At 71.0% G+C, this 21,633-nt stretch carries 20 protein-coding genes; 16 read left to right on the top strand and 4 right to left on the bottom strand.

Annotated elements, in window-relative coordinates; genetic code table 11:
* Nucleotides 1-47: 47 nt before the first annotated feature.
* The 7 genes from OG787_RS00660 to OG787_RS00630 all read left to right on the top strand — a co-directional run bounded on the left by OG787_RS00660 (nt 48) and on the right by OG787_RS00630 (nt 7,170).
* Nucleotides 48-797: a glutamine amidotransferase gene (locus OG787_RS00660; RefSeq protein WP_405533950.1), complete on the top strand. Its 750-nt coding sequence runs from the start codon at nt 48-50 to the stop codon at nt 795-797.
* Nucleotides 797-1,546 carry a purine-nucleoside phosphorylase gene (gene deoD / locus OG787_RS00655; RefSeq protein WP_405533949.1) on the top strand — a complete coding sequence of 250 codons (750 nt, stop codon included), beginning with the start codon at nt 797-799 and terminating at the stop codon, nt 1,544-1,546. The genes OG787_RS00660 and deoD overlap by 1 nt, the downstream gene beginning before the upstream one ends.
* Before the next feature lie 124 nt (nt 1,547-1,670).
* Nucleotides 1,671-2,768, top strand: a complete 1,098-nt coding sequence (locus OG787_RS00650; protein WP_369033902.1) for a BMP family protein — start codon at nt 1,671-1,673, stop codon at nt 2,766-2,768.
* Nucleotides 2,769-2,784: 16 nt separating this feature from the next.
* Nucleotides 2,785-4,371, top strand: coding sequence for an ABC transporter ATP-binding protein (locus OG787_RS00645; RefSeq protein WP_405533948.1), 1,587 nt, complete (start codon nt 2,785-2,787; stop codon nt 4,369-4,371).
* Nucleotides 4,368-5,489: an ABC transporter permease gene (locus OG787_RS00640; RefSeq protein WP_369033904.1), complete on the top strand. Its 1,122-nt coding sequence runs from the start codon at nt 4,368-4,370 to the stop codon at nt 5,487-5,489. Before OG787_RS00645 ends, OG787_RS00640 begins: the two co-directional genes overlap by 4 nt.
* Nucleotides 5,486-6,421: an ABC transporter permease gene (locus tag OG787_RS00635; protein ID WP_369033905.1), complete on the top strand. Its 936-nt coding sequence runs from the start codon at nt 5,486-5,488 to the stop codon at nt 6,419-6,421. The genes OG787_RS00640 and OG787_RS00635 overlap by 4 nt, the downstream gene beginning before the upstream one ends.
* Nucleotides 6,422-6,669: 248 nt before the next feature.
* Entirely contained in the window at nt 6,670-7,170 is a 501-nt protein-coding gene (locus tag OG787_RS00630; protein ID WP_405533947.1) for a peptidylprolyl isomerase, read from the top strand.
* A 314-nt stretch (nt 7,171-7,484) separates the two neighbouring features.
* On the opposite strand, the gene OG787_RS00625 is transcribed toward OG787_RS00630, so the two are convergent.
* Entirely contained in the window at nt 7,485-8,603 is a 1,119-nt protein-coding gene (locus OG787_RS00625) for a fatty acid desaturase family protein (RefSeq protein ID WP_405533946.1), read from the bottom strand.
* 7 nt (nt 8,604-8,610) lie between these two features.
* A complete protein-coding gene (locus OG787_RS00620; protein WP_405533945.1) occupies nt 8,611-9,666 on the bottom strand; it encodes a ferredoxin reductase in 1,056 nt (351 codons plus the stop codon).
* Between the two features lie 87 nt (nt 9,667-9,753).
* Between OG787_RS00620 and OG787_RS00615 the strand changes: the two genes are divergently transcribed.
* From OG787_RS00615 to OG787_RS00600, 4 genes are all read left to right on the top strand, one after another.
* Nucleotides 9,754-10,893, top strand: coding sequence for a PucR family transcriptional regulator (locus OG787_RS00615; RefSeq protein ID WP_405533944.1), 1,140 nt, complete (start codon nt 9,754-9,756; stop codon nt 10,891-10,893).
* A gap of 542 nt (nt 10,894-11,435) precedes the next feature.
* Nucleotides 11,436-11,774, top strand: a complete 339-nt coding sequence (locus OG787_RS00610; protein WP_369033910.1) for a thioredoxin family protein — start codon at nt 11,436-11,438, stop codon at nt 11,772-11,774.
* A gap of 342 nt (nt 11,775-12,116) precedes the next feature.
* Nucleotides 12,117-12,467, top strand: coding sequence for an ArsR/SmtB family transcription factor (locus tag OG787_RS00605; protein ID WP_369033911.1), 351 nt, complete (start codon nt 12,117-12,119; stop codon nt 12,465-12,467).
* 138 nt (nt 12,468-12,605) lie between these two features.
* Nucleotides 12,606-14,066: an ABC transporter substrate-binding protein gene (locus tag OG787_RS00600; RefSeq protein ID WP_405533943.1), complete on the top strand. Its 1,461-nt coding sequence runs from the start codon at nt 12,606-12,608 to the stop codon at nt 14,064-14,066.
* Between the two features lie 113 nt (nt 14,067-14,179).
* Here OG787_RS00600 and OG787_RS00595 read toward each other — a convergent pair whose 3' ends face one another.
* Both OG787_RS00595 and paaK read right to left on the bottom strand, forming a co-directional pair.
* A complete protein-coding gene (locus OG787_RS00595; RefSeq protein WP_405533942.1) occupies nt 14,180-14,344 on the bottom strand; it encodes a hypothetical protein in 165 nt (54 codons plus the stop codon).
* A gap of 294 nt (nt 14,345-14,638) precedes the next feature.
* Nucleotides 14,639-15,985, bottom strand: coding sequence for a phenylacetate--CoA ligase PaaK (paaK, locus tag OG787_RS00590; RefSeq protein WP_369033913.1), 1,347 nt, complete (start codon nt 15,983-15,985; stop codon nt 14,639-14,641).
* 292 nt (nt 15,986-16,277) lie between these two features.
* Here paaK and paaN point away from each other — a divergent pair, with 292 nt between their 5' ends.
* The 5 genes from paaN to OG787_RS00565 are packed head-to-tail and all read left to right on the top strand — an operon-like array spanning nt 16,278 to nt 21,627.
* The gene (gene paaN / locus OG787_RS00585) at nt 16,278-17,990 is read left to right on the top strand and encodes a phenylacetic acid degradation protein PaaN (protein ID WP_405533941.1); all 1,713 of its coding nucleotides are present in this window, start codon (nt 16,278-16,280) and stop codon (nt 17,988-17,990) included.
* Nucleotides 17,983-19,206 carry a thiolase family protein gene (locus OG787_RS00580; protein ID WP_405533940.1) on the top strand — a complete coding sequence of 408 codons (1,224 nt, stop codon included), beginning with the start codon at nt 17,983-17,985 and terminating at the stop codon, nt 19,204-19,206. Before paaN ends, OG787_RS00580 begins: the two co-directional genes overlap by 8 nt.
* A complete protein-coding gene (locus tag OG787_RS00575; protein WP_369033916.1) occupies nt 19,203-19,958 on the top strand; it encodes an enoyl-CoA hydratase/isomerase family protein in 756 nt (251 codons plus the stop codon). Before OG787_RS00580 ends, OG787_RS00575 begins: the two co-directional genes overlap by 4 nt.
* Entirely contained in the window at nt 19,955-20,809 is an 855-nt protein-coding gene (locus OG787_RS00570) for a 3-hydroxyacyl-CoA dehydrogenase family protein (RefSeq protein ID WP_405533939.1), read from the top strand. The genes OG787_RS00575 and OG787_RS00570 overlap by 4 nt, the downstream gene beginning before the upstream one ends.
* On the top strand, nt 20,800-21,627 hold the full coding sequence (locus OG787_RS00565) for an enoyl-CoA hydratase/isomerase family protein (RefSeq protein ID WP_405533938.1): 828 nt from the start codon (nt 20,800-20,802) through the stop codon (nt 21,625-21,627). The genes OG787_RS00570 and OG787_RS00565 overlap by 10 nt, the downstream gene beginning before the upstream one ends.
* Nucleotides 21,628-21,633 lie beyond the last annotated feature (6 nt).

Below are 21,633 nucleotides of genomic sequence, written 5' to 3'. Positions count from 1 at the left end.
TTGCCGTGCCGCGCGGCAACACCCCCTGCCCCGAAAGGCGGTTCGCCATGCCCAGAGTGCTCGTCGTCGGCGAGTCCTGGTTCACCTACACGGTCCACCAGAAAGGCTTCGACGCCTTCCACACCTCCGAGTACACCGAGGGCGGAGGTGCCTTCCTGGACGCGCTCCGCTCGCGCGGCCACGAGGTGACCTATGTGCCCTCGCACGAGATCCCGAGCCGGGTACCGGCCTCAGCCGACGGCTTCGACGCGTACGACGTCGTCGTCATCAGCGATGTGGGCGCCAACAGCTTCCAGCTCCCGCCCGAGACCTTCAACCACTCCGTCCCCGCGCCCGACCGGTCCGAGCTGGTGCGCGGCTTCGTGGAGCAGGGCGGCGGGGTGCTGATGATCGGCGGCTATCTGACCTTCAGCGGCATCGACGCCCGCGCGCGATGGGGACGCTCCCCGCTCGCCGCCGCCCTGCCGGTGACGATGCTGGACCGCGACGACCGCGTGGAGCTCCCGGCCGGTGCCGTCCCCGAAGTGGTGGGCGAGCACGCGGTCGTACGGGGTCTTGGGCGGTCCTGGCCCGCACTGCTGGGCCTCAACGAGGTCACGGCCCGCCCGGACGCCTCGCTGCTCGCCGAGTGTGCCGGGCATCCACTGCTCGTCGTCGGCGGCCACGGCGCGGGCAGATCGGCGGCGTTCACGTCCGACGTGGCACCGCACTGGGCGCCGCCACCGTTCCTTGCCTGGGACGGATACCCCGAGCTGTGGGACCGGCTGGTGCGCTGGCTCGCCGGAGCGGAGCTGTGATGGCCCCGCACGCGGGTACGTCCGTCACCGGCACACCACACATCGCGGCCCGGCCGGGCGACTTCGCGCCACTCGTGCTGATGCCGGGCGACCCGCGCCGCGCCCGGCGGATCGCCGAGACGTTCCTCCAGGACGCGCGGCAGGTCACCGACGTACGCGGCATCCTCGGCTACACCGGAAGCCACCGGGGCGTGCCGATGTCGGTGCTGGCCTCCGGCATGGGCATCCCGTCCGTGACGATCTACGCGACGGAGCTGTTCCGCCACTACGGCGTGCGCAGGATCATCCGGGTCGGCACGGCCGGCGCGATCCCGGCCTCGGTGTCCGTGCGGGACGTGGTGATCGCCTCCGCCGCGCACACCGACTCCAGCCTCAGCCGCGTCCTCGTGGACGGCGTGACCCTCTCCCTCGCCCCCTCCCACCGGATGTTGCGTGCCGCCGAGGACGCCGCCGAGCGGGAACTCTGCGGCGGCGAGGCCGTGCACATCGGACCGGTGTTCAGCAGCGACCACTTCTACCTCGACCGCCCCGCCCTCTTCGACGCCCTGGAGCGCCGGGGCACCCTCGCGGTCGAGATGGAGGCGGCCGGACTGTACGCCGTGGCCTGCGCGGAGGGCGGCGAGGCCCTCGCCGTGCTGACCGTGTCCGACCATCTCCGCACCGGTGACGCGCTCACCGCCGAGGAACGCGAGACGGACTTCGACCGGACGCTGCGCATCGCCGCGACCGCGCTGCTGACCGATGTCTGAAATTCCCTCACCGGAAATCAAACCGAAACCGGACAACGTAGCCAAAACGTTTTGCACTTTCTACTGTCAACGCAGCCGCTCACTCAGCCACCCACTCAGCAACGAAACGATCAGGAGATCGATGATGAGATACGGAAGAAGCGCCGCCATCGTGGTGACGGTGACAGGGATGATCGCGCTGACCGCGTGCGGTGGATCGGGCGGGGACGATTCCGGAGCGTCGTCCTCCGGCAAGCCGCGCATCAAATTGGTGCTCAATGGCGGGCTGGGCGACAAGTCGTTCTTCGACTCCGCCTACGCGGGTCTGCAAAAGGCCGAGAAGGACCTCGGCTACGAACTCAAGGTGGTGGAGCTCGGCTCCGACCGGACCAAGTGGGAGCCCGGCTTCGAGGACGCAGCCTCGGCCGACGACTACGACATCCTCGCCGCCGGTACCTTCGACGTCACCGACTACATCGGCAAACTCGCCCCGGAATTCCCGGACAAGAAGTTCTGGGTCTTCGACGCCCCGGTCGACTACAGCGGCAAGAACGGCGCCTGTTCCAACAAGTGCGAGAACGTCTACTCCGTCACGTTCAAACAGAACGAGGGCGGTTATCTCGCGGGATTCCTGGCGGAGAAGCTGGTGGCCGCGAAAGCGCTCAAGGGAACCGAATCGCTGAAGAAGGTCGGCGTCATGGGCGGCGTCAAGATCCCGTTGATCGAGGACTTCGTCGTCGGTTTCAAGTCGGGTTTCCAGGCCGCCGGCGGAAAGAACTCCGACGTCCTCGTGCAGTACGTGGGCGGCGACAAGCCGTTCGGCGACCCGGCCAAGGGCAAGGAGATCAGCACCGCCATGTACGGCCAGGGCGCCGCGCTGGTGTGGCCGGTCGCCGGGCTCTCCGGACTCGGCACCTTCGAGTCGGCTGTCAGTGCCGGGCGGTACGCGTTCGGCGTCGACTCCGACCAGTACCAGACCCTCACCGACCAGGCGCAGAAGGACATCGTCGTCACCTCCATCCTCAAGAACGTCGGCAACGCCCTGTACGAGGCCGCGCAGAACGACCAGAAGGGCTCCCTGAAGTACGGCTCGGTCTCCACCGTCGGCCTCGCCGAGGACGCCGTCGGCTATGTGGACGACGACCACTTCAAGGAGCTGGTGCCCGAGAAGATCCGTACCGAGGTCCAGGAAGCCGCCGACGAGGTCAAGTCCGGCTCCGTCACGGTGCCCAGCGCCCTCTAGCCGAACGGCCTTGACGATGAACGAGCCATGGGGCAAGGACGGACCGGCCGTCGCCGCCCGCCAGGTCACCAAGACCTACGCCAACGGGGTCCGCGCGGTGCGCGCCGTGGACCTGGAGGTTCCGCCGGGCGAGATCCGGGCGGTCGTCGGTGAGAACGGCGCGGGCAAGTCCACGCTGATGAAGATGTTCTACGGTCTCGAACAGCCCAGCGCGGGCGAGATCCTGGTCGGCGGACGGCCCCGCGTGCTGCGGGGCCCGGCCTCGGCGATCGCGCTGGGCGTAGGCATGGTGCACCAGAACCTCATGCTGGTGCCGTCCTTCACCGTCGCCCAGAACGTCGTCCTCGGCGTCGAGCCGGGCCGGCGCGGTCTGGTCGACCCGAAGGCGGCCGTGGAGACGACCGCCCGGCTCGCCGAGGAGTCCGGACTCGTCGTCGACCCCAGGGCGCGCGTCGACGAGGTGTCGGTCGGGATGCGGCAGCGCACCGAGATCCTCAAGGCACTCCACCGCAGGGCCCGCGTGCTGATCCTCGACGAGCCGACCGCCGTGCTCACCCCGCAGGAGACCGAGGACCTGTTCGCCGCCGTGCGCCGGCTGCGCGACAACGGGATGACCGTGCTGTTCATCTCGCACAAGCTGCGCGAGGTACGGGAGATCAGCGACAAGGTGAGCGTGATGCGCGCCGGCTCCCTGGTGGGCACGGTCGTCACCGCCGACGCCACCGAACGCTCGCTCGCCTCCATGATGGTCGGCCGCGACATGTCCCTGGACGTGGACCGCACCCCCGCCCGACCCGGGGAGACCACCCTGCGGGTACGGCGCCTCGGCTACGACGCCCCGACCGGCCAGTCCCTCAACGGCCTCTCCTTCGACGTCGCCGCCGGAGAGATCGTCGGTGTGGCCGGCATCGAGGGCAACGGCCAGAGTGAACTCGCCGAGATCCTCGCCGGGTTGCGCCGCCGCACCGCGGGCACGGTTCACATCGACGGCACCGACACGGCCGGTCTCGACGTGGCAGGACACCGCAGAGCCGGCATCGGCTACGTACCCGAGGACCGGCTGCACAACGGCGCCGCTCTCGACGCGTCGATCGCCGACAACCTCGTCGTCGACCGTCACGACCGACCGCCCCTCGCCCGCCGTGGCGTCCTGCGCCCGGGTGCCGTACGCGCCCATGCCGAGCGGCTGATCGACCAGTACGCGATCCGTACCCCCGACCCGTCGGTCCCGGTGCGCGCACTGTCCGGCGGCAACATGCAGAAGGTGATCGTCGCCCGCGAACTCTCCGCCGGGCCACGCCTGTTGATCGCCTCGCAGGTCACCCGTGGGGTGGACATCGGCGCGATGCGGTTCATGTACGAGCGGCTGGTCGCCGCGCGGGACGCGGGCGCCGCCGTCCTGTTGATCTCCGCCGACCTCACCGAACTCCTCGCGCTGTCCGACCGGTTGCTCGTCCTCAAGGACGGCCGCCTGGTCGCCCGGTTCGACGACACGGCCGGCCTCACCGAGAAGCGGGTCGGCCTCTACATGCTCGGCGTCGAGCAGCACGACCGGGACCGGCTCACGGCCGGTCTGGAAGACCTGGGGGAGGAGGCCCCGTGACCACCACCCCGCTGACAGCGATCGAGACCGAGGACCGGCACCAGTACCGGACGACCCGACGCCGCGACTTCGCCGTCGACCTCAGCATGGCCCTGGCCACCATCCTGGCTGCCCTGGCCATCGGCTTCCTCGTCATGCTCGCCACCGGCAACGACCCGATCCGGGCCTACCAGGTGATGCTCACCGGCCCACTGGAACGCTCCTTCCGCGTCGGCCGCTGGCTGGAGGACGCCACCACGCTCACCCTGCTCGGGCTGTCGGTCGCGATCCCCTTCCGGGCCCGGCAGATCAGCCTCGGCGCCGAAAGCCAGGTCTACGCCGGTGCGTTGGCGGCGGCGACCGTCGCGATCTTCGTGCCGCTGCCGCCCGTCGTCGCCGTGCTCGTGCCGATGGCCGCGGCCGCCGCCGCGGGCGCCGGAATGGGCCTGGTGCCCGGCGCGATGAAGGCACGCCTCGGTGCCAACGAGATCGTGGCCACGCTGATGCTCAACGCCATCGTCGTGCGTGTCTACGACTACCTCGTCAACGGCCCGCTGAAGGAGTCGGGCAGCAGCGCCGTGCACTCGAAATCCATCCAGCAGGACTCCGCGCTCACTCCGCTGAGCGACTGGTTCGGCGTCCCGCTGGGCCGCGCCAACATCGGCTTCGGGGTGATGCTGCTGACCGCCGTCGCGCTGTGGCTGCTCATCACCCGCACCCCGCTCGGCTACCGCATCCGGATGACCGGGGCCAACCCCGACTTCGCGGCGTACGGCGGTATCCGCGTGCCCCGCGTCATCGAGTGGAGCTTCGTCATCGGCGGCGCCGTCGCGGGCCTGGCCGGCGCCCATCTCGTCCAGGGCGTGTACGGGCGACTGGAACCGGGGCTCGCCGGCAGCCTCGCCTTCGAGGGGATCGTGGTCGCCCTGCTGGCCAGGAACAACCCGCTGGTCGTCGTGGTCGCCGGACTCTTCTACTCCTACCTGCGCGCCGGGGGCGACATCATGGAACAGCAGACGGACGTCGGCACCGAGATCGTGGTGGTCATCCAGGCGGTCATCGTGCTGCTGGTCACCGCCCAGGCGCTGCCGAACCTGCTCAAACGGCGCATCGCGCGCAGGCAGGCGGGCGTCCGATGAGTTCCGTGTTCGACGTCGTCCTCAGCAGCGCCTTCCTGGCGGCCGTGCTGCGGATCGCCACGCCGTATCTGCTCGCCGCGTTCGGCGGGCTGGTCGCCGAACGAGCCGGCATCAGCAACATCGCCCTGGAGGGCCAGATGCTCTCCGCCGCCTGCACCGGGGCGCTGGTCGCCGGCTACAGCGGCTCCGTCGCGCTGGGCGCGGTCAGCGGCGTCGCGATGGCGACCCTGCTGGGCCTGCTGCTCGCCGCCCTCCGCCTGGAACTGGGCGCCGACGCGATCATCGCGGGCATCGGCCTCAACCTCCTCGCCTCCGGCGGCACCGCCTACGCCGTCTACAGCCTCCTCGACGACAAGGGCGGCACCTCCGGCCTCAAGAGCGGCAGCCTGCCGACGGTCACCCTGCCGGGCATCGAGAACGTGCCGGTGCTCGGCGATGTGCTGAGCGGCCAGAACATGGTCACCTGGCTGGCCTTCCTGGCCGCGCCGTTCGTCGCCTGGCTGTTCTACCGCACCCGCTTCGGCTTCCACCTGCGCGCGGTCGGCGAGATGCCCGACGCCGCCGAGTCCGTCGGGATCGCGGTACGGCGTGTCCAGTACACCGGACTCGCCCTCAGCGGGGCACTCGCCGGACTTGCCGGGGTCTTCCTCAGCATGGGCTACGTCTCCTTCTTCGTACGGGACATGACGGCCGGCCGCGGCTTCATCGCCCTCGCCGCCGTGTTCCTCGGCGGCCTGCGGCCATGGGGTGTCTTCCTCGCCGCACTCGGTTTCGGAGCAGCGGAGGCACTGGCCGTGCAACTCGGCACGCTCGACGTACCGCCACAGCTGGTGTCGACGATCCCGTACGTGATGACGCTGATCGCGCTCGCGCTGTACGCGTGGCGCCGCAAGCGCCGGGGCCGTGCCGTGCCGGCCGCCGCCTCGCTCTGACACCTCGGCGGCAGCCTTCTTCCCCCAACCGCAGAGCGAACGGGGCGGCGAGCCATGCCCGGACGCTCCGCGCGCCTCTCCTGCTCCGGGTGGGGTGTTGAGCCGTGTTCAGCCTGTGGTGATGCGGGTGTTCACCCGTTGAATCCAGTGCCTGGAAGCGGGGCTTCCCGCGCCCTGGAGCTGTCCCGGCGACGTGCGCACCGACGCCGAGTCCCGCGGGTCTGAATCCATGGTGGAGAATCGCTGCCATGAGTGAGAACGTCTACTTCCAGGTTTCCGCGAACGGTCAGGACCTCGGCCGCATTGTCTTCCGGCTTTTCGATGACGTCGTGCCGAAGACCGCCCGTAATTTCCGTGAGCTGGCCACCGGCCAGAACGGGTTCGGCTACAAGGGTGCGCCCTTCCACCGGGTCATCACCGAGTTCATGCTGCAGGGCGGTGACTTCACCAACGGCAACGGCACGGGCGGCAAGAGCATCTACGGTGAGAAGTTCGCCGACGAGAACTTCCAGCTCAAGCACGACCGGCCGTTCCTGCTGAGCATGGCCAACGCGGGTCCGAACTCCAACGGCTCGCAGTTCTTCATCACCACGGTGGTGACCTCGTGGCTCGACGGCAAGCACGTCGTCTTCGGCGAGGTCGTCGAGGGCACGGACGTCGTCAAGGCGATCGAGACGCTCGGCAGCTCCTCCGGCACCACCGCAAAGAAGATCGTCATTGAGGAGAGCGGCGTCGTCCCCACCGTCTGATCATCGTTCGTCTGGGGCGCCTGTCCGGCGCCCCAGACGGGTGTCCACGTGCGCGTGAACCCTGCCGGGTGCGGCAGGCTGTCCGGGGTGGCCGAAGAGCGCGACGTCGCCGGGGGAGAGGTCGGGTCGGGCGCGGTACCAGCGGGCCGGGTGCCGCCAACGCCCGCTACCGTCCTGGCGACGCCGACTTCCGCCACCAGCACCAGGGCCACGCTCAGGGTCTCGTTCGTGCCCCACCCTGCGGAGAACGCCCAGCCCGTCCACGGTGCTCCCGGCGGCCGGTACGGCCGAAGGATGTGAACCAGTACCGGGAATCAGGCCGCGACGAGTTCCTGCTCGCGGTCCGGCGTCTTGACCTTGGGGTTCTTGTTCGGCAGCGAGAGCCGGAAGACCTTGTGCCACGCGGAGAACACCTGCTTGGGCAGCGGCCCGGTGACGTACTCCAGCTCGTACTTCTCGAACAGCGCGCGCACCTTCACCGCGACCTCGGCGTACCGGTTGCTCGGCAGGTCCGGGAACAGGTGGTGCTCGATCTGGTGGGAGAGGTTGCCGGTCATGAAGTGCATGGCCTTGCTGCCGCTGATGTTCGCCGAGCCCATCATCTGGCGCAGGTACCACTGGCCGCGCGTCTCGCCCTGGATCGACCGGCGCTCGAAGACCTGCACGCCCTCGGGGAAGTGCCCGCACATGATCACCGAGTGGGTCCAGATGTTGCGGACCAGGTTCGCGGTGAACGTGGCGGCGAGCGTGGTGAAGAACGACGGGCCCGACAGCAGCGGGTGGATCACGTAGTCCTTGAGCACCTGCTTGCGGATCTTGCGGCCCACGGCCCTGGCCCGCGCACGGAACTCGGGGTTCTTGCGGCGGCGCTTGCGCAGGTTCTTGCCGAGCTCCAGGTCGTACGCGGCGATGCCGTACTCGAAGAAGCAGGCGTTGAGGAAGTTCCACAGCGGCTGGCCGAGGTGGAACGGGTGCCACCTCTGGTCCTCGTCGACGCGCATGATGCCGTAGCCGAGGTCGTTGTCCTTGCCGATCACGTTGGTGTACGTGTGGTGCAGCTCGTTGTGCGAGTGCTTCCACTGCTCGGACGGCGAGGCGTGGTCCCACTCCCAGGTGGTGGAGTGGATCTTCGGGTCGCGCATCCAGTCCCACTGGCCGTGCAGGACGTTGTGGCCGATCTCCATGTTGTCCATGATCTTCGCCACGGACAGACCGGCGGTGCCGATCAGCCACGCGGGCGGGAAGATCGAGAACAGCAGTACGCCCCTGCTGACCAGTTCGAGCTTGCGCTGCGCAGAGATGACCTTGCGGATGTAGGCGGCGTCCTTCTCACCGCGTACGGCGATCACCTCGTCGCGGATCGCGTCGAGCTCGCGGCCGAGCTCCTCGATCTGCTCCGCGGTCAGGTGGGCGGTGGGGTCGGTGGTGGTCACGGTGCTCCTACCGTTCGATGTCGCAGGGGCCCGCCGCGGCGGACACGCAGGTCTGGATGAGGACGCCAGGCTCGGCCTCGGTGATCTCGCCGGTGCGCAGGTCGCGGACGGCGCCCGCCTTGAGCGGCGTGACGCAGCCGAAGCAGATGCCCATGCGGCATCCGGAGGGCATGAGCACGCCGGCGTCCTCGCCGACGTCCAGCAACGGTGTGGCGCCGTCCGCGTCGACGGTCTTGCCGGTGGCGCTGAATGTGACCTCTCCGCCGTCGCCGACAGCGGCGATGCCGGGGCGGAAGCGTTCGGTGTGCAGGCGCTCGCGTACGCCGTGCTCGGTCCAGTGCTCTTCGGCGGCGTCGAGCAGGCCGGCGGGCCCGCAGGCCCAGGTCTCGCGCTCGGCCCAGTCGGGCACGAGTTCGTCGAGACGGGCGATGTCGAGCTTGCCGTCCGTGTCGGTGTGCACCTCGGTGAGCCGCAGCTTCTTGTCCGCGACCAGGTCGTGCAGTTCGCTGCGGAAGATCACGTCGTGCGGCTGTGGCGCGCAGTGGACCATGACGACGTCGTCGAACTCGGTGTCGCGCAGCATGCCCATCACGGGCGTGATGCCGCTGCCGGCCGTGAGGTAGAGCACCTTGGCGGGCTTGGCCTGCGGCAGTACGAAGTCACCGGTCGCCTGGTCGAGCTGGATCAGCGTGCCAGGTCTGGCCCTGCGGACCAGGTGGTTGCTGACCTTGCCGTCCGGGATCGCCTTCACGGTGATCGTGACGCGGCCGTCCGGGCGGTTGGTCGGCGAGGTGAGGGAGTAGGCACGCCACAGGCGCACCCCGTCGACGTCGACCCCGATCCGCAGGTACTGACCGGCCGTGTGGCCGCGCCAGCCCCGTCCCGGCCTGATCACGATGGTCGCGGCGTCACCCGTCTCGGGGTGCACGGCTTCGATGCGCCCACGCAGGTCGGCGCCCGCGCGCAGCGGGCTGACCAGGTCGAGGTAGTCCGACGGCAGCAGCGGCGTCGTGACCATCTCCAGCAGTTTCCTCGCCCTGCTGCGGAGGGCTGTACTCGTCATGGCTCCAGCTTGCTTCGCCTCAAGGTGTAAAGTCCTGACCGCAGGATGTGAATCTGGTCGGCTGAATTGTTCGCAGGGAACAAAAACGTGAGTTATGCAGTCCGGAGGGCCAGTGAACTGGTCCTGGATGAGACGACGGTCACCGCACTCCGGGCCGCGCTGAAGGGCACCGCCGACGAAGTCGTCCAGGCGATCATCGAAGAGGTCCCTCCCTACGCCAACGCCCTTTCGGGCCACATGGGCGGCACCATCCGCCGAGCCGTCCGCACCGCCCTGGGGCACTACCTGGACCTCGCGAGCGGGAACACCACAGGCGGCGACGCCGGTGACGCGGCCTACGAACTGGGCCGCGGCGAGGTGCGCGACGGCCGTTCGATGGACGCCCTGCTCAGTGCCTACCGCGTCGGCGCCCGCGTGGCCTGGCGATGCCTGGCAGCGGGTGCCGTACCCGCAGGTCTGCCCGCCGCCAAGGTCGCCAAGTTCGCCGAGCTGACCTTCGCCTACATCGACGAGCTCTCCGCCGCGAGCGCCGCGGGCCACGCCGACGAACTGGCCGCCCGGGGCAGGGCCTACGAGCGCCACCTGGAACACCTGGCCCGCGACCTCCTCGCCGGCGCGAGCCCGGACGTGCTGCTGTCCTCTGCTCAACGGGCCGGGTGGCAGCCTCCGGTTTCGCTGACCGCGGTCCTGCTGCCCGCCGCCCAGGCCCGGCCTGCCTACCGCGCGCTCGACCCGGGCACCCTCGTTCTCGACGATCTGCCGGACGCCACCGGTGTGCTGCTCGTCCCCGATGCCGACCGGTCACATCTCTTGCGGCAGCTGACCGACCGCACCGCCGTGGTCGGCCCGGCCCGGCCATGGGCCGGTGCGTCCGCCTCGTACGCACGAGCCGTACGCGCGCGCTCCCTCTCCTCTGATATTCGCGACACCGAGGACCACCTGCCCGAGCTGGTGCTGAGCGCCGACGCGGAAGCGTACGCAGACCTGCGTGCCCGAGCCCTCGCACCGTTGCGGACCCTGCCTGTCGCGACCGCACGGCGGCTGGAGGAGACGTTGCGGGCGTGGCTGCTGCACCAGGGCAGGCGGGACGAGGTGGCGGCGGCGCTGTTCGTCCATCCCCAGACGGTCCGGTACCGGATGTCGCAGCTGCGGGAGCTGTTCCCGGATCTCGCATCGCCGGACCGGGTCCTTGAACTGACGCTGGCGGTCGGTCTTCGGGCCGGCTGACGCGTACGTCGGCCGGCCACGACCGCGTCCGCGCGCGGTCCAGGAATCGTGCCCCGTTCCTGGTGCGGTCAGTCGGCTCATGCGGCCCGGGGGGGAGAGCGGTATTGGCCGGGCTGAGACCGGGGGTTGAGGTGAAGACCGGACAAGGCCCCGGGAAGGCCAATCGGGGGCGCTGTCTCTGAGAAGCGCGGCGGCGGATACGGCTCGCCTGGATCCGGTGGACGATGCGCACCGGGCATGGTCGGCGATCTGGGCCGCTACGCCCTGGAAAACAGCTTTCATGCCGTCGTGGAGGGTGCTGTCCTGGCGCGAGCTGACCCACGGGCGCACGGCGGGCTGCGGCTGGGTGACCGGCGGGGCGGCCAGGCCGGGTCACCAGGGGCCAGGGGGCCGGGCCGCTCGCGCGGGGGGACCACCGTGGTTCCGTGACGGCCCCGCGCCTCCCTTCCGACAGGCCAACCGGACGACCGGCCGGGCCGGCCTGGCGCACCACGCGAGGGATGATGGGGATGGAATGACGGAACGTGAGGTCAGGAGCTTCCATGGCGAATCGGGTCCACCGACCCCGTGAGGACGCGGAGTTCGATTTCATCCTCGGGATGAGCACAGTCCCGGTCCTCGCGTACTTCACCGGGACATGGCCCAAGGCAATCGAGCCCTGCCGCGTGATGGACCTCGTCGTGGGTGGCATCGCCGACGACTACACGGGCCGCCTGACGGCCGTCCGCGCCGACATCACGCGTTGTCCGGCCGCGACCGGGCGATACGGGATCACCGGAGCCCCGTCCTACGTCCTGCTGAAGGAGGGACAGCCGGTGGCGCACGGCACGGGGCCCACGACCACCACCGAGGTACGGAAGTTCCTGGACGACCACCTCTGAGCGGCCGCTGCGGCACGTGACCGCGACGCCCGTCCCGTCTCGTCTGTGGGAGCTGCGCAGTCTGAGACTCCTTGGGGCGAGACACCCCCACAGGTCACATGACGCCGTCCAGCTCTGTCGCGTCCGGCAACTGCACTGCCCCGGCCACCACCTCGGGGAAGGCCGGCCCCAGCGTGAATCCCCAGGTTCACTGCTGTCGTCGTCCCGGCTCCGCGCGGCGAGATGCGGTCTCCTCCAGTGACGACATCCTGCCACCCCCGGGCACGGAAGCAGTATGGTCAACGTGTGCTCATGTATTGGCGCATCGTCTCCGAGTCCCGAAAGGGCGAGAGGATCCAGGAAGTGATCGACCGAAGCCACGAGAGCGACCTGGTCTTCCGTGCCCTCAACGACGCGACCCGGCGGGCCGTCCTCGCCCTTCTGGCGTCGGAACACGAGCCCACGGCCGGAGACATCGCCGCCGCCTTCCCCGAGATCGGCCGGACCGCGGTCTCGGCACACCTGCGCGTGCTGCGGGACGCGCAACTTGTGTCCGAGGTGCGCGACGGCAAGCACCGGCGTTACCGGCTGGGCCCCAACCGCGCGGACGCGGCGATCGCGTTCCTGCGCCAGATCTATGAGCAGTCGCTGCCCACCGGCCAGGAAGCGGCTTCGGACCGGTCGGAGGGGCCGCGCGATGCGAAGACGGGGTGACGGCTTCGGGCGCGTTGCCCGACGGGCCCGCCATGCGGGTCCGAGGCCCGACGGCAGCGCAGTGACGGGACGCCGATGTCCGGGGGACCACGGGTCCCTTCGCCGGCCCTCCGTGTCACGGCTCGCTGAGGAGTGACAATGCGCGAGATCGTCCTCGTCAACGAGACGCACCTCGGTCTGCCCCCGCACGAGGCGTTCGGCCTGTTCGGGCGGGCAGACGGCGCAGGCTGGATGTTCTCCGCGCGGTTCGCGGACGCGCGGCCCGGTGCGGTGGCCGGGATCGAGATACCGCTGCCGTTCGCGGCCCCGGGCGGCGAGTCGTCCGTACGGGGGACGGCACGCATCGTGGAGGCGCGGCCGTACCGGCGGATCGTGCTCCAGCACGAGACACCGTGGACCGGGCGGATCACCATCACCTTCGCCCGTGAGCCCGGCGGCACCCGGATCCGCGCGGTCACGGAACTGGACGGCAACGCCCTCGGCTGGATGACGGGAAGCCCGGGCCCTGCGGCGTCCGATGGCGAGGGCGGAGCCGACGAGATCCGGGTCGCCCTGCTGACCAGCCTGTCCGGCAGCGCCGGACTCTTCGGCCGGGCCGCCGCCAACTGCGTGGCGCTCGCGGCCGAGGAGATCAACGGCCACGGCGGCATCGGCCACCGCCCGGTACGCGTCGAGGTGATCGACGACCACACCGACCCCGCCACCGGACTGGCCCGGCTGCGGGACCTCGACCGGCGGCGGGGCCTCGCGGCCGTGGTGGGCGTGCACAGCTCCGCGACCTTCGACGCGGTGAGTCGCTACGCGCGGGCCGCGGGCCTGCTGTATCTCTACACCGCCGCGAACGAGGGCAGCCCGGTCCAGAACGGAACGCTGTTCCGTCTCGGCGAGTCGGTGTCGGACCAGCTGGCGCAGGCGGTACCGGCGCTGATGCGCGAGAGCGGTGGCCGTGCCTGGTACCTGATCGGCAACGACTACTCCTGGCCGCAGGCCGTCTGCGCGCAGGGCCGCCGCATCGCCGAGCGCCACGGCGGGCGTGTGGTCGGCGAGCGGCTCGTCCGCGTCGGCGAGTCGGTCTTCGACGGCGTGCTGGAGGACATCGAGGCGTCCGGCGCCGACCTGGTGCTCTCCAGCCTGGTGGGGTGGGACTCGATCGACTTCGAGCGGCTGTTCCACGCCGCGGGGCTGCGCGGCCGTATCCGTACGCTCGCGCCCCTGCTGGAGGAGAGCACCCGCGAGCACCTGGGCGAGGTGGCCAGCGGTGTGTGGTCCTGCCTGCCGTACTTCTCGGACCTGGACACGGCGGAGAACGCCGCTTTCCTCCAGCGTTACCGGGCGGCGTTCGGAGCATGGGCGCCCTCGCCGTCGGCGCTGACGGAGTCGGCGTACGAAGGTCTGCATCTGTTCGCCCGAGCCGCCCGCGAAGCCGGTTCGCCGCAGGGTGCCGAGGTCTCCCGCGCCCTGCGAGGGCTCACCCTGGCCGGGCCGAGAGGCACGGTCCTGGTGGGAGCCGACGGACAGCTGCGGCAGAGCATGTACCTGGCCGAGGCCACCGCCACCGGGTTCGAGGTCCGCGCACAGCTGCCGCCCGGCCCGGCCTGACCGCACACGCGGCCAGGGCCATGGCCCTACGGTGATGCCGAACGTGAGGTCGAACGGTCCCGGACGCGCGGGAAGACGAACCCGGCGGACACGAGCCGTCTGCTCCGTCCCGCTCAACTGGCCCGGCCACGCGGTCGATCGAAGGGGAACGTCCGTCCGGCCGGTGTCGCTCGACGAGCGACACCGGCGGTGCCGAACAGGAGCCGGGCCGCGAGCCTCGGATCGATGTCGGCGCGGACGCCGTCCTCGGAGGCCGCATGGGAGACCAGCTCGTCCACGCGGTCGCCCCTCCACCGCGCTGTTGCCCCGCACCCGCGGGAGCAGGGTGACGTACGGCGGCTCCGCGACGAGCACTTCGGCACTGAGGCGCACGACCTGCTCCAGCCGGACGGCCGCCGCGCCGTCCGAGGCTCCGGCCGTGCCCGCCTCATCGAGTACCGAGAAGTGGGCGTCCGGCGTGCGCCCGACGGCCGGCCTCCAGCAGGAGTCACGGTCGTGGACGGGCCGGTCACGGGTCGGCCGGGCCTGGTGCGCGGGGTGCGCGCACCAGGCCATTCCCGCAGGGCCGGGCGTCACGGCCGCCGGAGGTCCTTGACGCGACGGAGCTTGCCGAGGGATCGCTCCAGGGTCTCGGGGTCGACGACCGCCACCTCGACGCTGACTCCCACCCCGTCCTTGACGCCCTGGCTGATCGCCCTGGCGGCGGCCTCGCGCTGTTCGGCGCCGGTGCCGGGACGGGCCTCGACCCGTACGACCATGTGATCCATGCGACCGCGCTCGGTGAGCTGGATCTGGAAGTGCGGGGCGACTCCGGGCACGCGCAGCACGATCTCCTCGATCTGGCTGGGGAAGACGTTGACCCCACGCAGGATGATCATGTCGTCGCAGCGGCCGGTGACCTTCTGCATCCGGCGGAAGGCGGGCCGTGCGGTGCCGGGCAGCAGTCGGGTCAGGTCGCGGGTGCGGTACCGGACGATCGGCAGGGCCTCCTTGGTGAGGGAGGTGAACACCAGCTCACCCTCCTCGCCCTCCGGCAGTACTTCTCCGGTGATCGGGTCGACGACCTCGGGGTAGAAGTGGTCCTCCCAGATGTGCAGGCCGTCCTTGGTCTCCACGCACTCCTGCGAGACGCCGGGGCCGATCACCTCGGACAGTCCGTATATGTCGACGGCGTGGATGTCCATGCGTTCCTCGATCTCGCGGCGCATCTCCTCCGTCCACGGCTCGGCTCCGAAGACACCCACCTTCAGGGAGCTGGTGCGCGGGTCGATGCCCTGCTTCTCGAACTCGTCGAGCAGGGTGAGCATGTAGGACGGGGTGACCATGATGATCTCGGGCTCGAAGTCCTGGATGATCTGCACCTGGCGTGCAGTCATACCCCCGGAGGCCGGGATCACCGTACAGCCGGCCCGTTCGGCCCCGTAGTGCGCGCCGAGGCCGCCGGTGAAGAGCCCGTAGCCGTAGGAGATGTGCACCTTGTGACCCGGGCGTCCGCCGGCGGCCCGGATCGAGCGGGCGACCATGTCCGCCCACATGGAGAGATCGTTGTCGGTGTAGCCGACGACGGTGGGACGGCCGGTGGTGCCGCTGGAGGCGTGGACGCGCCGCACGTCCGCCATCGGCACGGCGAACATGCCGAAGGGGTAGCTGTCCCGCAGGTCGGCCTTGGTGGTGAAGGGGAAGCGGGCCAGGTCCGCCAGCGACCGGCAGTCGTCGGGCCGCACGCCGACCTCGTCGAACTTCTTCCGGTACGGCTCCACGTGCTCGTACGCGTGCCGGAGCGTCGATCGCAGACGGTCGAGCTGGAGTTCTCTCAGCTGTTCCGGCGTCAGGCGCTCGCCGTCGTCCAGCAGGCCGTGGGGGAGTGGTTCCCCCAGGCGGGATGCGGGGGCAGTCCTGGCCGTCGTCTCGCTGCTCATCGCGACTCCTTCGTGATCGTGCCCGGCGTCCTGCGCGCCGTCGTGTTCCTGGTCGTCGGGTCCGGTGCGGTGCCGGTGATGCTGCGGCTGTGTCCGCGGAACTCCGTGATCACTTCGGTTCGATGCCCAGCCCTCGGGACGCCTCACCCGCGGCGAGCATCGTCTTGGCGAGGCCCAGGTGAGTGGCGTGTGTCACTGTTTCTGCCATCTTGTCTCCCGACCGAACGTTCGGTTACTGTGCGGCACGGCCCAGTAATCCAGCCGCGTCGCCGGCTGTCAAGAGGTGGAACGCATGCCCCAGAACCTCCCTGACCGTCCGGACTTCTTCGCCCGCCACCGCGCCCTTCTCGAACAGGCGGTCGCCGCCACCGCCGTCCGGGACCACTGGAGTCCGTATCCCGAATCGCCCAGCAGGTCGGTGTACGGCGAGGACGCCGCCAAGAACGGGGAAGCCGCTTTCCGGGAGTGGCTGGGACGCCACTTCGGGCTCCCCGGTCATCCGGGTCACGGCGTGGTTCCGGCGACCGAGACGTCCCCGTACGGTTTCCCGCTGCACGTGACCTACCCCCGCGTCGCCCCGGAGGAGGCGCTGGCCGCCGCGAAGGCCGCCACCGGTCCGTGGCGCGACGCCGGGCCCGACACCCGCGCGGGGGTGGCCGGGGAGATCCTGGCCCGGCTGAACGCGGCGAGCTTCGAGATCGCGCACGCCGTCGAGCACACCACCGGCCAGGCCTTCGTGATGGCCTTCCAGGCGGGCGGCCCGCACGCGCAGGACCGCGGCCTGGAGGCGGTCGCCTACGCCTGGGCCGAGCAGAAGAAGCACCCGGCCGCCGCCCGATGGAGCAAGCCGCAGCGCAAGGGCGGACCGCTGGTGATGGACAAGAGGTTCACACCCGTCGGGCGCGGGGTGGCACTGCTGATCGCCTGCAACACCTTCCCCACCTGGAACGGCTATCCGGGCCTGTTCGCCTCCCTCGTCACCGGCAATCCGGTCGTCGTCAAGCCGCATCCGGGCGCCGTCCTGCCGCTCGCGATCACCGTGCGCGTCGCCCGCGAGGTGCTGGCCGAGGCGGGCTTCGACCCGAACCTGGTGATCCTGGCCGCCGAGAGCCCCGAGGACCGTACGGCGTCGGTGTACGCCCTCCACCCGGACGTACGGATCATCGACTTCACCGGCTCCACCGGGTTCGGCGACTGGCTGGAGGCCCACGCCCGCCAAGCCGCCGTGTACACGGAGAAGGCGGGCCTGAACACAGTCGTCCTGGACTCCACGGCCGACTACCGCGGGCTGCTGGACAACCTGGCCTTCTCGCTGTCCCTCTACAGCGGCCAGATGTGCACCACCCCGCAGAACCTGCTGATCCCGCGCGAGGGCTTCGCCACCGACCAGGGTGTGAAGAGCGCCGACGAGTTCGCCACCGACCTCGGCGCCGCGCTGGACCGGCTGCTCGGCGACCCGGCCCGCGCGGCCGGCACCCTGGGCGCCCTCGTCAACGACGCGGTGCGGGCACGGCTGGAGGAGGCCGCCGCGCTCGGTCGCACGGTGCGTGCGTCGGCGCCGATCGAGCACCCGGAGCACCCGGAGGCGGTCGTCCGTACGCCGCTGGTGGCACGGCTCGACGCGGGGACCGACCGGGAGACCTACACCCGTGAGTGGTTCGGGCCCGTCTCCTTCGTCATCGGCACCGACTCCACCGAACACAGCCTCACGGTCTTCCGCGAGACCGTGCGTGAGTACGGCGCGCTGACCGCCGCAGTCCACTCCACCAGCGAACAGGTGCTGGCCACCGCCGAGTCGGCCGCCCTGGACGCCGGCGTGCACCTCTCGGAGAACCTCACCGGCGCGGTCTTCGTCAACCAGTCCGCCGCCTTCAGCGACTTCCACGGCAGCGCCGCCAACCCGGCGGCCAGCGCCACCCTGTCCGACCCCGCCTTCGTCACCGGCCGCTTCGCGACGCTCCAGTCGCGCCGGCCCGTTCCCGTCGAGGAGTCCGCCCGTGCCTGACGACGTCTACCTGATCGACGGGGCACGCACCCCGCAAGGCCGCTACGGCGGCGCACTGGCCTCCGTGCGTCCCGACGACCTCGCCGCCCTCGTGGTCGGCGAGGCCGTGCGCCGGGCCGGGATCCCGGGCGAGGCCGTGGACGAGGTGGTCCTGGGGGCAGCCAACCAGGCGGGTGAGGACAACCGGGACGTGGCGCGCATGGCCGTGCTGCTGGCCGGGCTGCCGCACACGGTTCCCGGCTACACGGTCAACCGGCTCTGCGCCTCCGGCCTCACCGCGGTCGCGAGCGCCGCCCAGGCGATCCGCTCCGGGGAGGCGGACCTGGTGGTCGCGGGTGGAGTGGAGTCCATGACCCGCGCCCCCTGGGTGATGGCCAAGCCCGGCACCCCCTGGGCCAGGCCGGGGGAGGTGCACGACACCTCGCTGGGCTGGCGCTTCACCAACCCGCGCTTCACGGCGGCAGACCGGGCCGTGCGCGCCGGGGCCGGTCCGGAGAGGGGCAAGGTGACCCTCGCGATGGGGGAGACGGCCGAGGAGGTCGCGGCCCTGGACGGCATCACCCGCGGCGAGTCCGACGCGTTCGCCCTGCGCAGCCATCAGCGGGCCGTCGCGGCACGGGAGGCGGGACGCTTCGACCGCGAGATCGTGCCGGTTCCGGTGAAGGACGGCGAGGTCACCCGCGACGAGGGGCCGCGCCCCGGCACCACCCTGGAGAAGCTCGGCGCGCTGCGGACCGTCTTCCGCGAGGACGGCATCGTCACCGCCGGTTCCTCCTCGCCGCTGTCGGACGGCGCCGCCGCGCTGGTGGTCGCGAGCGCCGCGGCGGTGGAGCGGTACGGGCTCACCCCGCGCGCGCGGATCGTCACCTCCGCGTCGGCCGGCGTCCAGCCCCACCTCATGGGCCTCGGCCCGGTCCCCGCCACGCAGAAGGCCCTGGCCCGCGCCGGATGGCAGGCCGGCGACGTCGACGCCGTCGAGCTGAACGAGGCGTTCGCCGCGCAGGCCCTGGCTGTCATACGCCGTCTCAAGCTCGACGAGGAGAAGGTCAACGCCGACGGCGGCGCCATCGCGCTCGGCCATCCCCTCGGCTGCTCCGGCGCCCGCATCCTGCTGACGCTGCTCGGCCGACTGGAGCGCGAGGACGCCCGCCGGGGTCTGGCGACACTGTGCGTGGGAGTCGGTCAGGGCGTCGCCATGCTCGTGGAGCGCGTATGAGCACCATGGGCACCGGCTACGAGACGCTGCTCGTCGAGGAGCACGAGGACCGGGTCGTCGTCACCTTGCACCGGCCCGAAGCACGCAACGCCATCAGCGGCCGGATGAGCGACGAACTTCATGATGTGTGCCGGGAGTTGGAGCACCGCCCGAGGCTGCTGCTGCTCACCGGCCACGGTGGGGTCTTCGCGGGCGGCGCCGACATCGCCGAACTGTTGCGACGCGGCCGGGACGAAGCTCTCCAGGGCATCAACAGCCGTCTCTTCGAGCGGGTGCGCAGACTTCCCATGCCCACGCTGGCCGCCGTCGACGGCTGGGCGCTGGGCGGCGGCGCCGAACTGTCGTACGCCTGCGACCTGCGCATCGCCGGACCGGACGCCGTCTTCGGCAACCCCGAGCCGGGACTCGGCATCCTCGCCGCGGCCGGGGCCTGCTGGCGGCTGCCCGAACTGGTCGGCGAGTCGATCGCCAAGCAGGTGCTGCTCGCCGGGCGGAACCTCGACGCAGCCGCGGCTCTGGCGGCCGGGCTGGTCATCGACGTCGTACCGGCGGAGAAACTGCTGGACGAGGCGCATGCTCTGCTCGACCGCATGGCCCGCTCCTCCGCCACCGCCCTGCGCCTGACGAAGCTCGTCGTCGACTCACCCGGCGCCCACCCGGTCGCCGACGACCTGGCCCAAGCGGTGCTGTTCGAGGGGCAGGACAAGAAGGACCGCATGACACGCTTCCTGGAGAAGAGGAGCCGGGCATGACCTCGGTACCCGCAGTCGTCGGGGTGATCGGCGGCGGTCGTATGGGCGCCGGTGTCGCGCAGTCCTTCGTGGCGGCCGGCTCGGCCGTGACCGTCGTGGAGAGCGGCGAGGAGGCCGCGACAGCGGCACTCGAACGGGTCGCCACCGGGCTCAGGAGGGCAGCCGAACGCGGCGCACTCGCGGAGCCCGTGGAGGAGGTGCTGGCCCGGGTGACGACGGTTCCCTCCGTCGACGCCCTGCCCGCGGACGCCGACCTGGTCGTCGAGGCCGTCCCCGAGGACGCCGGGCTCAAGGCCCGACTCCTCGCCGCCGCCGAGCGGGCGGTGAGCGAGACCACGGTGCTGGCCAGCAACACCAGTTCCCTGTCGGTCACCGATCTCGCCGCCGCCCTCACTCGCCCCGGCCGCTTCCTGGGCATGCACTTCTTCAACCCCGTGCCCGCCTCCGAACTCGTCGAGATCGTCGTCGCACCCGACACCGACGCCGTCACCGTCGACGCGGTCCTCGGCTGGACACACCGCCTCGGCAAGAAGGACGTCGTCGTCCGGGACTCGCCCGGCTTCGCCAGCAGCCGCCTCGGCCTGGCGCTGGGCCTGGAGGCGATCCGCATGGTCGAGGAGGGCGTCGCGGAACCGGACGCGATCGACGACGCCATGCGGCTCGGCTACAAGCACCCCATGGGGCCGCTGCGCCTGACCGACCTGGTCGGGCTCGACGTCCGGCTCGCCATCGCGGAGCACCTGCACGCCACGCTCGGCGAGCGCTTCGCCCCGCCCCGGCTGCTGCGGGAGAAGGTCGCCCGCGGGGAGTTGGGCCGCAAGACGGGAAAGGGGTTCCACACATGGGAGTGAGCACCACGGCCGCGTCCGGAGACGAAGAGGCCCGGCACGGCGTCGGCTACACCCTGGACGGCGGAGTCGCCGTCATCGAACTGCGCAGACCCTCGGCGGGAAACGCGCTGGACGTGTCCCTGCGCACCGGGCTGATCGCCGCCGTACGGCGAGTGCGCGGCGACGGCGGACTCGTTCGGTCGGTCCTGCTCTGCGCGGCAGGCCGGCACTTCTGCGTGGGCCAGGACCTCAAGGAGCACGCGCGAGCCCTGGAGACCGATCCCGCCTCCGCCTTCGCCATCGTGCGGGACGAGTACAACCCGCTCGTGGCGGAGTTGAGCGCGCTGCCGCAGCCCGTGGTCGCGGCCGTCGAGGGCGCCTGCGTCGGCGCGGGGCTGGGGCTCGCGCTCTGCGCCGACCTGCGGGTTGCGGGAGCCGGTGCCCGGTTCTCCACCGCGTTCACCGGGATCGGCCTGGCCGCCGACAGCGGTCTGAGCAGGGCCCTGGCGCAGGCGGTCGGCTCGTCGCGAGCCGCCGCCCTCATGCTCCTCGGCGACCGCTTCGACGCCGAAGCGGCACAGCGGTGGGGCCTCGTCCACAGCGTCGTACCGGACGGCGGCACCACCGCGGAGGGCCTGGCCCTCGCTCGGCGCCTCGCCGCCGGTCCCACCGCCGCGTACGCCGAGGTCAAGGCGCTGCTGCGGACCGACGGAGCGGCCCTGCCGGTGGTGCTGGAACGCGAGGCGGCGGCCCAGGAGCGGCTGGGCGGGACCGAGGACCACCGGGCCGCTGTGCGGGCCTTCCTCAAGGGCCGACAGCCGATCTTCACCGGACGCTGACCCGTC

The sequence above is a fragment of the Streptomyces sp. NBC_00075 genome (genome assembly GCF_045041225.1).
Lineage (GTDB): Bacteria > Actinomycetota > Actinomycetes > Streptomycetales > Streptomycetaceae > Streptomyces > Streptomyces adonidis.
Note: the sequence above shows the minus strand (reverse complement) of the source record. Positions and strands in the feature narration are given on the sequence as shown.